The organism is Methylotenera sp. (assembly GCF_030684185.1).
GTDB lineage: Bacteria > Pseudomonadota > Gammaproteobacteria > Burkholderiales > Methylophilaceae > Methylotenera.
Window position 1 is genome coordinate 98,269 of the sequence record NZ_JAUXOY010000016.1, and the last position, 14,521, is coordinate 112,789.

14 protein-coding genes are annotated in these 14,521 nt (G+C 43.1%); 6 read left to right on the forward strand and 8 right to left on the reverse strand.

Annotated features, from left to right (window positions below; translation table 11 throughout):
• Positions 1 to 17: 17 nt before the first annotated feature.
• The 8 genes from Q8J82_RS07280 to ndk all read right to left on the reverse strand — a co-directional run bounded on the left by Q8J82_RS07280 (position 18) and on the right by ndk (position 7,955).
• Positions 18 to 821: an ATP-binding cassette domain-containing protein gene (locus Q8J82_RS07280; protein WP_304890553.1), complete on the reverse strand. Its 804-nt coding sequence runs from the start codon at positions 819 to 821 to the stop codon at positions 18 to 20.
• Complete coding sequence (locus tag Q8J82_RS07285) at positions 818 to 1,741, reverse strand: ABC transporter ATP-binding protein (RefSeq protein ID WP_304908355.1); 924 nt, start codon at positions 1,739 to 1,741, stop codon at positions 818 to 820. Before Q8J82_RS07285 ends, Q8J82_RS07280 begins: the two co-directional genes overlap by 4 nt.
• Positions 1,742 to 1,785: 44 nt before the next feature.
• Positions 1,786 to 3,096, reverse strand: a complete 1,311-nt coding sequence (hisS, locus tag Q8J82_RS07290; RefSeq protein WP_305328033.1) for a histidine--tRNA ligase — start codon at positions 3,094 to 3,096, stop codon at positions 1,786 to 1,788.
• Positions 3,097 to 3,147: 51 nt separating this feature from the next.
• Positions 3,148 to 4,464, reverse strand: coding sequence for a flavodoxin-dependent (E)-4-hydroxy-3-methylbut-2-enyl-diphosphate synthase (ispG, locus tag Q8J82_RS07295; RefSeq protein WP_305328034.1), 1,317 nt, complete (start codon positions 4,462 to 4,464; stop codon positions 3,148 to 3,150).
• A gap of 3 nt (positions 4,465 to 4,467) precedes the next feature.
• On the reverse strand, positions 4,468 to 5,523 hold the full coding sequence (locus Q8J82_RS07300) for a helix-turn-helix domain-containing protein (RefSeq protein ID WP_305328035.1): 1,056 nt from the start codon (positions 5,521 to 5,523) through the stop codon (positions 4,468 to 4,470).
• Positions 5,520 to 6,305: a type IV pilus biogenesis/stability protein PilW gene (gene pilW, locus Q8J82_RS07305; protein ID WP_305328036.1), complete on the reverse strand. Its 786-nt coding sequence runs from the start codon at positions 6,303 to 6,305 to the stop codon at positions 5,520 to 5,522. The genes Q8J82_RS07300 and pilW overlap by 4 nt, the downstream gene beginning before the upstream one ends.
• Positions 6,305 to 7,405 (reverse strand): 23S rRNA (adenine(2503)-C(2))-methyltransferase RlmN, encoded by a 1,101-nt coding sequence (gene rlmN / locus Q8J82_RS07310; protein ID WP_304890547.1) that lies wholly within the window; start codon positions 7,403 to 7,405, stop codon positions 6,305 to 6,307. The genes pilW and rlmN overlap by 1 nt, the downstream gene beginning before the upstream one ends.
• Positions 7,406 to 7,550: 145 nt before the next feature.
• Positions 7,551 to 7,955: a nucleoside-diphosphate kinase gene (gene ndk, locus Q8J82_RS07315; RefSeq protein ID WP_304908350.1), complete on the reverse strand. Its 405-nt coding sequence runs from the start codon at positions 7,953 to 7,955 to the stop codon at positions 7,551 to 7,553.
• Between the two features lie 128 nt (positions 7,956 to 8,083).
• On the opposite strand from ndk, the gene Q8J82_RS07320 reads away from it, so the two are divergent.
• The 6 genes from Q8J82_RS07320 to Q8J82_RS07345 are packed head-to-tail and all read left to right on the forward strand — an operon-like array spanning position 8,084 to position 14,517.
• The gene (locus Q8J82_RS07320; protein WP_304890010.1) at positions 8,084 to 9,364 is read left to right on the forward strand and encodes a formylmethanofuran dehydrogenase; all 1,281 of its coding nucleotides are present in this window, start codon (positions 8,084 to 8,086) and stop codon (positions 9,362 to 9,364) included.
• Positions 9,361 to 11,049: a formylmethanofuran dehydrogenase subunit A gene (locus Q8J82_RS07325; protein WP_305252633.1), complete on the forward strand. Its 1,689-nt coding sequence runs from the start codon at positions 9,361 to 9,363 to the stop codon at positions 11,047 to 11,049. Before Q8J82_RS07320 ends, Q8J82_RS07325 begins: the two co-directional genes overlap by 4 nt.
• 34 nt (positions 11,050 to 11,083) lie before the next feature.
• Positions 11,084 to 11,743, forward strand: coding sequence for a pyridoxamine 5'-phosphate oxidase family protein (locus Q8J82_RS07330; RefSeq protein ID WP_305252634.1), 660 nt, complete (start codon positions 11,084 to 11,086; stop codon positions 11,741 to 11,743).
• A 28-nt stretch (positions 11,744 to 11,771) separates the two neighbouring features.
• Positions 11,772 to 12,695, forward strand: coding sequence for a formylmethanofuran--tetrahydromethanopterin N-formyltransferase (fhcD, locus tag Q8J82_RS07335; protein ID WP_304890013.1), 924 nt, complete (start codon positions 11,772 to 11,774; stop codon positions 12,693 to 12,695).
• 13 nt (positions 12,696 to 12,708) lie between these two features.
• Positions 12,709 to 13,524, forward strand: coding sequence for a formylmethanofuran dehydrogenase subunit C (locus Q8J82_RS07340; RefSeq protein ID WP_305328037.1), 816 nt, complete (start codon positions 12,709 to 12,711; stop codon positions 13,522 to 13,524).
• Positions 13,525 to 13,584: 60 nt separating this feature from the next.
• On the forward strand, positions 13,585 to 14,517 hold the full coding sequence (locus Q8J82_RS07345; protein ID WP_305328038.1) for a rhodanese-related sulfurtransferase: 933 nt from the start codon (positions 13,585 to 13,587) through the stop codon (positions 14,515 to 14,517).
• Positions 14,518 to 14,521: the final 4 nt, after the last annotated feature.

Sequence of the window (14,521 nt, forward strand, 5' to 3'; positions counted from 1 at the left end):
ATATTTAAGCCAAAAAACTAGCTATTCACCGCTTTTTTACCGGGTATCGCCGCCAGTAAATTCTGAGTGTACTCATGTTGTGGCTGTAGATAGATATCCACCACCGACCCTTGCTCAACCACCTTACCCTGATGCATCACCACAATATCATCTGCAATGTGTCGTACCACACGTAAATCATGACTGATAAACAAGTAGCTCAATGCCATTTCCTGTTGCAACTCCTTGAGTAACAACAAAATTTGCGCCTGGATTGATACATCCAATGCAGATACAGGCTCATCGCACACTACCACTTTCGGCTGCAATACTAAAGCCCGTGCAATACCTACCCGCTGCCTTTGCCCACCTGAAAACTCATGTGGATACTTCTGCATATCGGCTTCAGTAAGCCCCACGCGCTTTAACATAGCGACTACTTTTTGTTGCTGTGCTGTTGCGTTACCAATCTTATGAATAAGCAATCCTTCACCTACAATCTCACCCACACGCATACGTGGATTAAGCGATGCGAAAGGATCTTGAAACACCATTTGTAAATTTTTACGAACCGCACGCAAATCTGCGCCACTCATTTTTGCAAGGTCTTGACCTGCAAATAGCACTTCACCGCTATCCAAGGGTTGCAATTGTAACAGACAACGTGCCAACGTGGATTTACCGCTACCAGATTCACCTACAACCGCAAGTGTTTTACCTTCGATTAAACTTATACTTACGTCATCTAAAGCTTTGACTATAGTAGTGCCAAAACCAAACTTTCCACTACGTTGCGTATAAGTTTTAACTAAATGATTGGCTTGCAAGATGATGTCGCTCATGCCGCTTTATCCTGAGTTAGATCAGTTTCATTTAACTTAGCGTCATTTAACTTAGCTTCATTTAACCAGGCATAATCAATAGGTTTGAGCGGCTTTTTACCTTCTACATCCGGCACACATGCAAGTAAGGCTTGAGTGTAAGGATGTTGTGGATTACCCAGCACCTCATCTTTAGTGCCAGACTCGACAATTTTACCCCTAAACATCACTACCACATTATCAGCAATATCAGCCACCACACCAAAATCATGGGTAATAAACAGCATACCCATGTTCATGCGTGTTTTAAGTTCATCCAATAACTTAAGTATTTGCGCCTGCACGGTTACATCCAATGCAGTGGTCGGTTCGTCGGCAATCAATAAACGTGGTTCACAGGCAATACTCATTGCAATCATCACGCGCTGACGCTGACCGCCTGATAATTCATCCGGATAACTATTGGCACGACTAGGCGGGATGCCAACCATTTCTAACAAACTGGCAATTTTAGTTGTTAATAACAACCCTTTAAGTCCTAAATGAGCAGTTAAACTTTCACCGATTTGATAACCTACTGTCAACACCGGATTAAGCGAAGTCATGGGCTCTTGAAATATCATCGCGATTTTAGCGCCGCGAATTTTCCGTAAACTAGCTTCATCAAGCTTGGTTAAATCTTGCTCGCACGATTTAGCGCCATTTAAAAAATCCCCATCGTTAAACAGCACTTTGCCAGAGGTTAATTGCAACTGCTTAGACAATAAGCCCATCACAGACAAGGCAGTTAGACTCTTTCCGCTACCAGATTCGCCGACCACACAAGTGGTTTTTCCTGCTTCAATATTAAAGCTCACGTCATTGACCAACAGTCGAGATTGCATTTTTTTAGGGGCAATGCTCACATGCTGCAGTTGTAATAACGGACTAGCTTTATTCATGTCAGGGCTCATTTAAATTCGCTCAATTTTGAATATTACGTTAATTAATTTTTACTAGCTGTTATATAGGCAATGGCTGCCTCAATGCTCAATTGCTGTTGCTCGCCTTTTACTGTAGCTAACATCGGCTTTAATGTTACCTGGCTACTTGCAACTTCATCGTCACCCAATATCAAGGCAAACTTCGCCTGGCTTCTATCCGCTTTTTTCATTTGTGATTTAAAACTGCCGCCACCCGCATGCAAAAGTACTTGAATGTTGGCATTGCGTAACTGCTCGGCAATACTAAAAGCAGCTTGTTCTACGTTCTCTCCCACGTTCACTAAATACACATCAGGCGCGTCATCTGCTGTAATGCCGTATTCCTGCATCAATAAAAATACGCGCTCCAAGCCTATACCAAAGCCACAGGCAGGAGTTGCATCGCCACCTAGCCGTTCAACCAAGGTATCGTATCGCCCGCCACCTGCAATCGTGCCTTGTGCACCCAGTTTAGTCGTTACCCATTCAAATACAGTACGATTATAGTAATCCAAGCCACGTACCAGTCTTGCATTCACTTGATATGCCACGCCAGCGGCATCTAACAACTTACACAGACCTTCAAAATGCGCACGAGTTTCCTCGCCTAAACAATCAATCAGTTTGGGCGCGGCCTCGCACATCGCCTGCATATGCGGGTTTTTAGTGTCCAGAATACGCAGTGGGTTAGTATGTAATCGGCGTTTCGCATCTTCATCCAGTAAATCTGCATGTTGTTCAAAATAAGCAATCAGCACGGTGCGATATTGGGCACGCTCGTGCGCATCCCCTATGCTATTGATTTGTAACGCGACATCTTGAATTCCCAGCTCACGCCAAAGTCTTGCTAATAAAACAATTTGTTCGGCATCTACCTGCGGGCTATCATAGCCAAATGCTTCAACGCCAATTTGGTGAAACTGACGCTGACGGCCTTTTTGCACGTTCTCATGTCTGAACATCGCACCGCTATACCACAGTCTGACTGAGCCGTTATAGGTTAGGTTGTTTTCTACCACAGCGCGAACACAACCTGCAGTACCTTCAGGTCGCAATGCCAATTTATCGCCATTCAGTGCGTCTTCCCAGGCGTACATTTCTTTTTCGACAATATCGGTATGCTCACCCACAGAGCGCACAAATAAATCGGTAGGTTCTACCAAAGGCATACGAATGTTTTTATAGCCATACTGCGCAAGTACGCGTCGAGCCGTATCCTCTAACCTAAACCACAATGGCGTGTGCTCTGGCAGAATATCGTAAAAACCTTTGATGCTTTGGAAGCGCGAATTTGGAAGTTTAGTCGGTTTATTTTTTGTTGAATTTTCAACCATAGTTAACTACTTTAATGACTTATTAATAAGTATTTTCTAAATTACAGCTAATTAATTCACTGCTTGAATTGGTATGGTTTTTTGCGAGGCTTTGTCTTGAGGAGGATTGACGCGCAATTTCCCACCTTCAACATAATGTGTTTGCACGTAAGTCTCGACTATCGCTTGAAATTCCTGTGCAATATTATCGCCTTTTAACGTCACAGTTTTTTCGCCGTCGACAAACACAGGTGCGACTGGCGTTTCACCTGTGCCAGGTAAGCTAATGCCAATATTGGCAAGCTTTGATTCACCAGGGCCATTTACCACACAACCCATAACAGCCACACTCATATTTTCAACACCTGCATATTGCCCGCGCCAAACTGGCATTTGGTTACGCAGATAACTTTGAATTTGCATGGCTAACTCTTGAAAATAAGTTGAGGTCGTTCGACCGCAACCTGGGCACGCGGTAACCAAAGGTGTAAAAGAACGAATACCCATCGTTTGCAAAATCTCTTGTGCAACAATCACTTCTTTTGTGCGTGATTCATTCGGTTCAGGCGTTAAAGAAACGCGTATGGTATTGCCTATACCCTGCTGTAATAGCAAAGCCAATGCAGCGGTTGAAGCGACAATGCCTTTTGAACCCATACCCGCTTCAGTTAACCCTAAGTGCAATGGATAATCGCTACGTGTAGCCAATTCAGCATAGACCTTAACCAAATCCTGCACATCGCTGACTTTACAAGAAATGATAATTTGATTAGGCGACAGACCCAATTCCACTGCTTGCGCTGCACTTTCAAGTGCTGATTGTATCAATGCTTCGCGCATCAAAGCATCTGACGACAGTGGTTCTGCAAGCTTAGCATTATCGTCCATCATCTGCGCCATTTTGGCTTGGTCTAAACTACCCCAGTTTACACCTATACGCACTGCTTTTTTATACTGAATAGCCGCTTCTATCATTGAAGCAAACTGCTCATCGCGCTTAGAACCTTTACCGACATTCCCAGGATTGATGCGGTATTTAGCCAACGCTTCTGCACAAGCAGGATACTGCGCGAGCAATTTATGACCGTTGTAATGAAAGTCGCCTACCAGTGGCACATTACAACCTAAAGCATCTAAACCACGACGAATATTGCCGACTTGTGCTGCTGCCTCTGGGGAGTTCACAGTAATGCGCACCACTTCGCTGCCAGCCTGCCATAGCTCAAATACCTGATTAATGGTTGCCTGTGCATCTGCGGTATCGGTATTGGTCATGCTTTGCACAACAACAGGACTAGCAATAGTTCCAGCCAAGCCACCACCTACCGGCACATGGGCAATCATTACCTGTAATGTATTGCGCGGTTGTTTAAGTAATGAAAGACTCAATGATTACTCCAAGGTAACACGCGCAACATTGTTTTTTATTTTGTCTGTTAAATCAACAGGTTGACCTGAAAACGTGAGCTTAGTGCCTTTTGCATTACCTATCAGCACCTTAAAGGGTGGCAAGCCATTAAAACCATCTTCACTATTCGGCTGTAATATTTTTTCATACACCACAGCACCCGTTTTATCACTTATACGCACCCAAGTTTGCTCTAAAACTGAGATGCTTACACTCTTAATACCCGCAATCGAATTGTCGACCTTAAGGCCACTTTTCGCAGAGTCTGTTTCTGTCACTTGAACAGCTGTCGCTGTCTGGGAAATTGCAGGTACTTGCAACGTACGTGCAGCATTTTCTTTTAATGTATTGGCATCTACAGTTGCCTCTTTGGGTAATTGAATGCCCTGCGTTGCCACCTCAGTCCCTGTTGCTTTTTGGTCCACTTGAGAAGTATTTGGAGCAGCTGTATTTACATCTTCGCTCTTCTCAACATCTGCACTTGCTATAGCACTACCTTCAGGCAGACGTTCCGCTGCTGGCAATGCAACTTCCGGTAACGCAACAGTTTCAGCATTTGAAGTATCTCCAGATGACTCAGTAATGATTTCAGCAGGCTCAATTACTGTTTTTGGTATGAAATTCGTATATAAAAACCAAGCCAATAGCATCAATAACACTAAAGCAATCACTAAACTAAATTTCAACTTTGGCTGATTATTTCTACTTAGCAATATTCGATGCGAAGTGGTTTGTACGTTTAATGCACTCGGCAGGACTTCAGGCACACGTGCACGATAACTCTCAAGCAATGGCTCAGCATCCAGCTCCAACAAACGCGCATAATTGCGAATAAACCCTCTTGTAATCATAGGCTGAGGCAAGCCATCAAAGTCGTTATTTTCTAAGGCTTCAATTTGTTTAATACTCAAACGTAAATTGTTAGAAACGTCTTTTACTTCGAGTTTTTTAGCATTTCTCGCCGAGGCTAATACTTCACCCATAGGAGAAAAACTGGCTGGCCCTGTTTCGGAAGGGTTGTTAGTCACTTCATCAGTCATTGATAATTCTCACCCTGTAATAACTTGGCTTGCTCAGAATCTGGATATTGACGCCTTAACTCTAAAGCATAACTAGCCTCTGCATCTCTAGCCCCCACCGCACGTTCAATTTGAATCGCCAGCCATAACACTTCAGGGCTGGGCCTGCTCAACATCACATTCTGTAGTGTTTTTTTAGCGGCAACTGCATCATTTCGCTTAAACTGAATTGAGGCAAGTTGATATGCTGCACCTTGTGATAAGGGTTCAATCTGCAAAGCTTTTTGTAAATAAGTTTCAGCATTCGCCATTTTATTGCCACGCATAGAACAAATAGCGGCATTAGTGTAAGCCATTGCCGGCGTAGCATATAGCGGATTTTTAACCGCTGCCAAAAATTCAGTAATCGATTCGTCTATTCTATTTCTGGAACACAAAAAACTACCGTAATTATTGCGCACCTCAGAATTCTCGGAATCCAACTGTATCGCTTTTCTAAAGTTAGCGTCAGCCACATCGTCTCTTCCAAGCTGCGCATTCACTAATCCCAACCCGTTATAAGCTGATGAAAAATTTGGGTCTATCTTCGCCGCAAGTGTAAACTCCTCCAAGGCGATTTCTAATTTTTTTTGCTGAAAGTAAACTGCACCTAAATCAGTATGCGCACGTGCGCGCGCTTTTAAATTCTCAGCATCTCTTTCTTGCTGCTGCTGATTGACGCATCCTGTACTGATTAAACCTATAATACACAACATCAATACCAGACTTATTTTACTTGCATTTAAGTGCTTATTGAATTTCATCAAATCGCCTCAATTGGAATTCTATTAGAAGTACGCTTGGTTTTATCTAACACCTTACCTGCTAACTGCCCACAAGCTGCATCAATATCTTCACCACGTGTTTTACGAACCGTCACCACATAACCAGCCTGCATCAAAATATCACGGAATACACGTATATGACTGGCTTTCGAGGTGTCATATCCGCTGTTAGGAAATGGATTAAAAGGAATTAAATTAAATTTACAAGATACGTTTTTGACTAAGTCTAATAATTGATGCGCATGTTCAACAGTGTCGTTCACACCATCCAACATCACATATTCAAACGTGACAAAATCACGAGGCGCTTTTTCTAAATATCGATTACATGCCGCCATCAGCTCTTTAAGTGGGTATTTTTTATTGATAGGTACAATCACATCACGTAGCGCATCATTAGGGGCATGCAGGCTCACTGCCAACGCTACAGGACAATCTTCCTTTAATCTATCCATGGCTGGCACTAATCCGCTAGTTGAAAGCGTCACGCGACGACGACTCAAGCCATACGCGTTGTCATCCAGCATAATCTGCATGGCCGTTACTACGTTATCGTAATTGGCGAGCGGTTCGCCCATCCCCATCATCACCACATTACTGATGATACGATCATTTGCAGAAAGTAAATCGTATCCACTTTCTTGCCGCAACGACTGGTTAGCGATTGAAAGCTGACCAATAATCTCTGCGACACTTAAATTTCGGTTAAAGCCTTGACGGCCTGTACTGCAAAATGTGCATTCCAATGCACAGCCCACTTGCGATGAAATACACAAAGTTCCGCGGTCATCCTCAGGAATGAACACGGTTTCGATACTATTAGCAGTATCAGTACCAATCAACCATTTACGTGTACCATCATTGGATATTTTTTCCAATTGCACGGTCGGCAAAGTAATCTCCGCTTGAGTGACCAACTTCTCACGTAAGACTTTGGCAATATCAGTCATCTGCTCAAAATCATGCACCCCGAAGTGGTGCATCCAGCGCATCAATTGCTTGGCGCGAAAAGGCTTCTCGCCTTGTTCGGCAAACCATTGTGCCAGTTGTGGCTGATTGAAATTGAGCAAATTGACCAAAATTGTTGTTACCTTTTTACATCCAAATAATTTAAGCCTCTAAATTAGGCAAAGCGTGAATAAAAAATAGTGACGCGGCATACATGAAGTATGTAAGGAAATTATTTATTATTCGCAACGAAGCATAATAACGAAGATTGAATTATTAACCGAAGAAATATTTGATTTCGATAGCAGCATTTTCCGCTGAATCTGAACCATGCACTGCATTAGCGTCAATGCTTTCAGCAAAGTCAGCGCGAATAGTGCCGGCAGCCGCTTCTTTTGGGTTTGTAGCGCCCATTAAATCACGGTTTACCTGAACTGCATTTTCGCCTTCCAAAGCCTGAATCATCACCGGACCTGAAATCATAAATTTTACTAAATCATTGAAAAAAGGACGTGCCGCATGAACCGCGTAAAAACCTTCAGCTTCGGCTTGTGTTAATTGTGCCATTTTTGCTGCAACAATTTTTAAACCTGCGTTTTCAAAACGGGTGTAGATTTTACCGATTACATTTTTTGCAACTGCATCAGGTTTGATGATAGAAAGCGTGCGTTGAACAGCCATAACAACTCCATTTAATTAACTTATTGAAAAGAACGATAAAATACCATTTTTAGCGCTTAAAATAAACCACCATTTACATGTTTAATTGATGTATAAAACTTCTCACAATGTGGCAGAATTACATTTAGATGAAAACTATTAGTAATACAACTGTAGATAAAGCTTGCAGCTGCCCCGCCTGTGGTTTGCTCTGTGATGACATCGTCTTGGCTGAAACATCAACATTTACCACAAAAAATACTTGCTTAAAAAGCATAAGTTTTTTTGAAAAATCTTTTTCTGCACATTCAACAAGCCCGCAAGTCGCTGGCAAGCCAACAGATTTAAATGTCGCAATTGAAGCTGCCGCTGATATTTTACGCAAAAGCAATCAACCATTATTTGCTGGCTTAGGCACTGAAGTGCAAGGAATGAGGGCATTGATGCGTTTAGCAGAAAAAACCCGCGCCACATTAGACCATATGCATTCAGAAGCTACAGTGCGTAACACTCTAGCCATGCAAAATAGCGGTTGGCAAACCACAACGCTTACCGAAGTAAAAAATCGTGCCGATGTGATTTTTGCGATTGGTACTGATATTGCAAGCAGTCACCCACGCTTTTTTGAAAAAATCGTATGGAATACCGATAGCCTATTTAACAAACCTACGCCTGAAGTGATTTATTTGGGCGTTGCTACAGAAAATACCAAAGCAGGCATTTCGCCGGATGGAAAACTTCCGTTAGTGATTCCCGCAGAAACTGCAAAACTACCTGAAATCATTAATGCACTCAATGCTTTAATGTCCAATAAAAATCCGTTAGTTAAAAAATCAGGGGGCGACCTTATTGGCGGCGTTGCGATATCATCGCTAAACTTGATTTTAGAAAAACTAAAATCTGCACAATATGCAGTGGTGGTATGGTCGGCCAGCAACTTAAAATTTGCACATGCTGAACTCACCATACAAAGCATCACACAGCTCATTGCCAGATTAAACGAATCCAATCGCGTAGCTGGCCTGCCACTCAATTCTGGCGACGGCGACTCTAGCGTTAACAACACCAGTACTTGGCTAAGCGGCTATCCTACAAGAAACCGCTTCGTCAACGGCCATGCTGAGTACGATGCTTATCATTTTTCAAGCAAGCATCAACTAAGCAATTGCGATGCGCTATTATGGGTAAGCACATTTAATGCACATCAGCCACCAGATTGTAATGCTCCAAGCGTCATCATCGGCCACCCAAACATGCAGTTTGATAAGGTGCCAGATGTATTTATTCCTGCTGGTATTCCAGGCGTAGACCATGCTGGCACGATGTTTAGAATGGATAGCTCAGTTGCAATGCCGCTTAAAAAATTACGGGAATCACACTTGCCAAGTTTAAGTGAAATTATCGGCCAGATTGAGGCGAAACTATCATGATTACGCACCTTAAAAATGGCAGGCTATTCGACCCGACACATAATAAAAACGGTGTAGTGGAAGATATTTACATTTTTCAAGGTCGCATCATTCCTAAACCGCTAGATGCTGGAAAAATTACGAAATCATTTGATTTAACAGGTAAGGTCGTTATGGCGGGTGCGATTGATATGCATAGTCACATTGGCGGCGGCAAAATCAATATTGCGCGCATGATGTTACCAGAGTTTCAGGAAAGCAAAAAATATAGCGAGCCAGAAGCGCATATTTGCACACCCAACTGTAGCCACTATGCCACCCACATGGCAACCCCCAGCACCACCGACACAGGCTTTCGCTACATTGAGATGGGCTATACCGCCGCCTTTGAGCCAGCACTGATGCCTATTAATGCTCGTCAAGCGCATTTAGAAATGGCTGACACGCCGATGATAGATAAAGGCGGTTACGCCATGCTCGGTAATGACGATTACTTTTTGCGTATGCTAGCGAGCAAAAAAGATCAAAAAGCCATTAATGACTACGTGGCATGGATACTGCATGCCACACAATCAATAGGCATCAAAGTAGTGAACCCCGGCGGCATTAACGCGTTCAAGTTTAATCAACGCAGATTAGATTTAGACGAAAATAACCGCCATTACCAAGTCAGTCCGCGAGAAATATTAAAAAGTTTAAGTACAGCAGTGCATCAGCTTGGCATTGCCAAACCATTGCACGTACACTGCAATAATTTAGGTGCGGCTGGTAATTTTCAAACCACGCTGGATACCATGGGCGCCTCTGATGGTTTGCCTATGCATCTGACGCACATTCAGTTTCATAGTTATGGCACAGAAGGTGATAAAAAGTTTTCATCTGCGGCTGCTCAAATTTCAGAAGCGTTAAATAAAAACAAACACATCACCGCCGATGTAGGCCAGATTCTATTTGGGCAAACTGTGACCGCTTCTGGTGACAGCATGATGCAGCAACTCAACGCGAAACACGCAAACCCTAAAAAATCCGTGATTATGGACATTGAATGTGACGCAGGTTGCGGCGTAGTGCCATTTAAATATCGCGACCAGAACTATGTGAACGCCTTGCAATGGGCGATAGGCTTGGAATTATTCTTATCCGTTGAAGACCCATGGCGCATTTTTTTAACGACTGACCACCCTAACGGTGCGCCGTTTACCAGCTATCCACATCTAATTCGCCTGCTGATGGACAAAAGCTTTAGAAACGAAGCTTTTGCCAAACTTAACCTAGATGCACAAGCCATGAGCAATTTAACATCACTAGATCGCGAATACAGTCTGTATGAAATTGCCATTATGACGCGTGCAGGTGCGGCCGGCCTGATAGGATTGAATGACCGCGGACACCTAGGAGTTGGCGCAGGAGCAGACATTACCGTATACACCGACCAGCCTGACCGCGAGGCCATGTTCGCCAAACCTGATTATGTATTTAAAGATGGTGAACTAGTAGTTAAAAACGGCAAGATAGTAAAAGTAGTTTGGGGCGCAACCCACACTGCCAAGCCTGCTTTCGATATGAATGCAGAAAAAGACTTAAAAGATTATTTCGATAAATATCACACCATGCAATTAGATAATTTTAAGATTGATGACGACGAAATAAGCAATGATGGCCGTGGTAGCATCATCGTCCATGAAGGCAAGCAAACACCACACTAATCAAAATATGGAACCCAAATTAAGGGATTAAAAGATGAGTAGATTGTATGGAGAGCAACACCGTAAAATTCAGGATGAATTCGGCACTAGAGGCATGGCGGACCGAGTAGAAGACTTGGTGTGCAGAACCGAGTTTGATGATGGTGCAAAAGGCTTTATTTCAAGTGTGAACATGTTCTTTTTATCATCTATCGACCATCAAGGACGCCCTACCACTTCATACAAAGGTGGCGACCCCGGCTTTGTCAAAGTGCTTGACAACACTACATTGATATTCCCAAGCTATGACGGCAATGGTATGTTTTTTTCTATGGGTAATATCAGTACTAATCCAAATGTTGGTTTATTATTCATTTCTTTTGAAACACCTAATCGCTTGCGAGTGCAAGGGTCAGCAACCATTTCAAAAGATACTGCATTAATGGCGCATTATAAAGAGGCTGATTTTGTAGTCACGGTAACACTTTCTGAATTCTGGCAAAACTGTCCACGTTACATTCCAAAAATGGAAAAAGTACGTGATTCGCGCTATGTGCCACGCGAGCATTGCGAAACACCTTTGGCCGGCTGGAAACAAGTAGATTTGGTACAAGATATTCTGCTAGAAGCCGATGCTAAAAAAGCGAAAGAAGTGGGCATTATTCCAATCGAAGAATGGGTTGGCAAGATTATATCCGGCGATGAAAACGCTTAATCATTTAAAAAGTCCCTGCTAAAAACCAATGATAATTAACGGCGTACAAATTGATGACACCTTTGCTGAAGCGTTTAACATGCGCGGCACGCGGGTTATCATCACTGCTCAAAATCTGAAATGGGCTTATCACGCCGCGAACGCCATGACGGGGTTTGCGACTTCAGTGATTGGGTGCGGCGTAGAAGCAGGTATTGAACGCGAATTATCCGAACATGAAACGCCAGATGGCAGACCTGGCGTCAGTATTTTAATGTTCGCAATGGGTAGCAAAGTACTCATGCAGCAATTAGAAACACGCATGGGGCAATGCATACTCACCTGCCCCACTGCAGCCGCCTTTGCTGGCATTGCGAGCGAAGATAAGATTAACTTAGGCAAAAATTTACGTTTCTTTGGTGACGGTTATCAAACCTCTAAACTATTTCGTGATGCGAATGGAATAGCCAAACGCTACTGGCGCGTGCCAGTCATGGATGGCGAATTTTTATGCGAAGAAACCACAGGCATGGTGCGCGCTATAGGCGGCGGTAATTTCTTGATTCTCGCAACATCACAACCAGCTGCACTTGCTGCCGCTGAAGCCGCCATTGTAGCCATGAAAAAAATTCCTAACGTCATCATGCCTTTCCCCGGCGGCGTAGTGCGGTCTGGCTCAAAAGTAGGTAGTAAATATAAAACCATGTTTGCATCAACCAATGATGCATTTTGCCCGACTTTAAAAGGTACAACTAATACCGAGCTTTCACCTGAAATTGAAAGCGTAATGGAAATTGTGATTGATGGGATTGGGTTTGAAGATATAGCAGAATCAATGCGTGTTGGCATACAAGCTATTTGTGATTTAGGTAAGTCTAGCGGTGTTAAACGTATATCAGCAGGTAACTATGGCGGTAAACTAGGGCCGCATCATTTTAAACTGCATGAGATTATGGGTAATCCTACATTATGAGAAAACCTGCATCATGACCGCGCTCACCTTCACATTAAATAAGCAACTACTATTTAACATCAATTGCTCGGCAGTTAACCCTAGCAATTTAGCTAAAAAATCAATGTCTGAAATCGCTAGCATACTGATTAACCATGGTAAAAATCAGTTACGGGTAGATGAGATATTTGAAATCACTGGCAAAGATACACAAAACATACTCTTCAAAAACACAAATAACAAGCTCGATTATCTGGGTGCAAATATGACTTCTGGATGCGTCACTGTAGAAGGTGATGCGGGTGCATATTTAGGATTTGGTTTAAAAAACGGCAAAATCCATTGCAAAGGTAACACTCAAGCGTTTGCAGCCTGCAACATGATTAGCGGCTTAATTCAAATTGATGGTAATACAGGTGACTTTTTAGGGGGCGCCTCATCTGGCCTTCGCAAAGGCATGCGCGGCGGTACGGTGATTGTAAAAGGCAATGCGGGCGACCGCACGGGCGACCAAATGCGCCGCGGCTTGATTTTAATCGAAGGCGATGCGGGTGACTATTGCGCTAGCCGCATGATTGCAGGCACTATAGGTGTGTTGGGCGAAGTAGGTGACTACGCTTGCTTTAACATGAAACGCGGCACATTATTACTCACCAGGTTACCAACACTGCATGCCACTATTCAAGACTGCGGTTCGCATACCTTGCCGTTTCTAAACTTGATGTTTAAATCTTTTGCGCCGTTCAATACAAAATTCTCAAACATCGAAAACCCAAGAGTACAGCGATTTGTGGGTGATGCCGCATGTAACGGTAACGGCGAAGTTTTACTGCTTTTGCAAGGACAATAATTCACATTTAAGCAATCCGCCAGCAAGTGATAAAATAGCTTTTTATTACAGTTTACCGATATGTCTAAGTATTTAACCGCCGCGCTTTATAAATTTGTCAGCCTGCCTGACTATAAATCCTTGCAAGATCCAATTCTAGTTGCATGTGTTAGCAATCACATTAAAGGTACACTTTTACTTGCCGAAGAAGGCATTAATGGCACCATCGCCGGGTTTCCTGAAGACATACACCGCTTTCTGCATTTTTTGCGCACCAATCCTTTGTTTGAAAACCGCTTTGCCGATTTAGAGCACAAAGAGTCTTTTGCCTCTGAACATCCGTTTTACCGGATGAAAGTTAAGCTCAAAAAAGAGATTGTTACGCTGGGTGTTGCTGGCGTAAGTCCAACCAAAAAAGTTGGGACTTATATAAAACCCGAAGATTGGAATGCGCTGATTTCTGATCCAGATGTAGTTTTAATCGATACTCGAAATGATTATGAAGTAGATATCGGCACCTTCAAAGGCGCCATCGACCCAAAAACCACTACATTTCGTGAGTTTCCAGAATACGTAGCCAGGCATTTTGATAAGACAAAACATAAAAAAGTCGCCATGTTTTGCACTGGCGGTATACGCTGTGAAAAAGCCTCTTCTTACATGATGGATAAAGGCTTTGAAGAGGTTTATCACCTTCAAGGTGGTATTTTAAAATACCTTGAAACCGTGCCTGAAGCAGAAAGTATGTGGCAAGGCGAGTGCTTTGTATTTGACCAGCGCGTGGCTGTTAAACATAATTTAGAAGTCGGCGAATTTGACCAGTGCTATGCCTGCCGCCACCCGCTTTCGCCCGCTGAAATGCAAAGCCCGCAATATAACGCTGGCATTTCTTGCCCATACTGCTATGACAAAATTTCTGAAGAAAAACGTGCCCGCCTGACTGAAAGGCAAAAACAAGTGATTTTAGCTAAGCAGCGTGGTGAAGTGCATATTGGTGAAAAGCAGAAAAAATAAATAA

Excerpts from the sequence above, each read along its gene's own strand:
- Q8J82_RS07280 (WP_304890553.1), bottom strand. The coding sequence starts at position 821 with ATGAGCGACATCATCTTGCAAGCCAATCATTTAGTTAAAACTTATACG.
- Q8J82_RS07285 (WP_304908355.1), bottom strand. The coding sequence starts at position 1,741 with ATGAATAAAGCTAGTCCGTTATTACAACTGCAGCATGTGAGCATTGCC.
- hisS (WP_305328033.1), bottom strand. The coding sequence starts at position 3,096 with ATGGTTGAAAATTCAACAAAAAATAAACCGACTAAACTTCCAAATTCG.
- Q8J82_RS07300 (WP_305328035.1), bottom strand. The coding sequence starts at position 5,523 with ATGACTGATGAAGTGACTAACAACCCTTCCGAAACAGGGCCAGCCAGT.
- pilW (WP_305328036.1), bottom strand. The coding sequence starts at position 6,305 with ATGAAATTCAATAAGCACTTAAATGCAAGTAAAATAAGTCTGGTATTG.
- ndk (WP_304908350.1), bottom strand. The coding sequence starts at position 7,955 with ATGGCTGTTCAACGCACGCTTTCTATCATCAAACCTGATGCAGTTGCA.
- Q8J82_RS07320 (WP_304890010.1), top strand. The coding sequence starts at position 8,084 with ATGAAAACTATTAGTAATACAACTGTAGATAAAGCTTGCAGCTGCCCC.
- Q8J82_RS07325 (WP_305252633.1), top strand. The coding sequence starts at position 9,361 with ATGATTACGCACCTTAAAAATGGCAGGCTATTCGACCCGACACATAAT.
- Q8J82_RS07330 (WP_305252634.1), top strand. The coding sequence starts at position 11,084 with ATGAGTAGATTGTATGGAGAGCAACACCGTAAAATTCAGGATGAATTC.
- fhcD (WP_304890013.1), top strand. The coding sequence starts at position 11,772 with ATGATAATTAACGGCGTACAAATTGATGACACCTTTGCTGAAGCGTTT.
- Q8J82_RS07340 (WP_305328037.1), top strand. The coding sequence starts at position 12,709 with ATGACCGCGCTCACCTTCACATTAAATAAGCAACTACTATTTAACATC.
- Q8J82_RS07345 (WP_305328038.1), top strand. The coding sequence starts at position 13,585 with ATGTCTAAGTATTTAACCGCCGCGCTTTATAAATTTGTCAGCCTGCCT.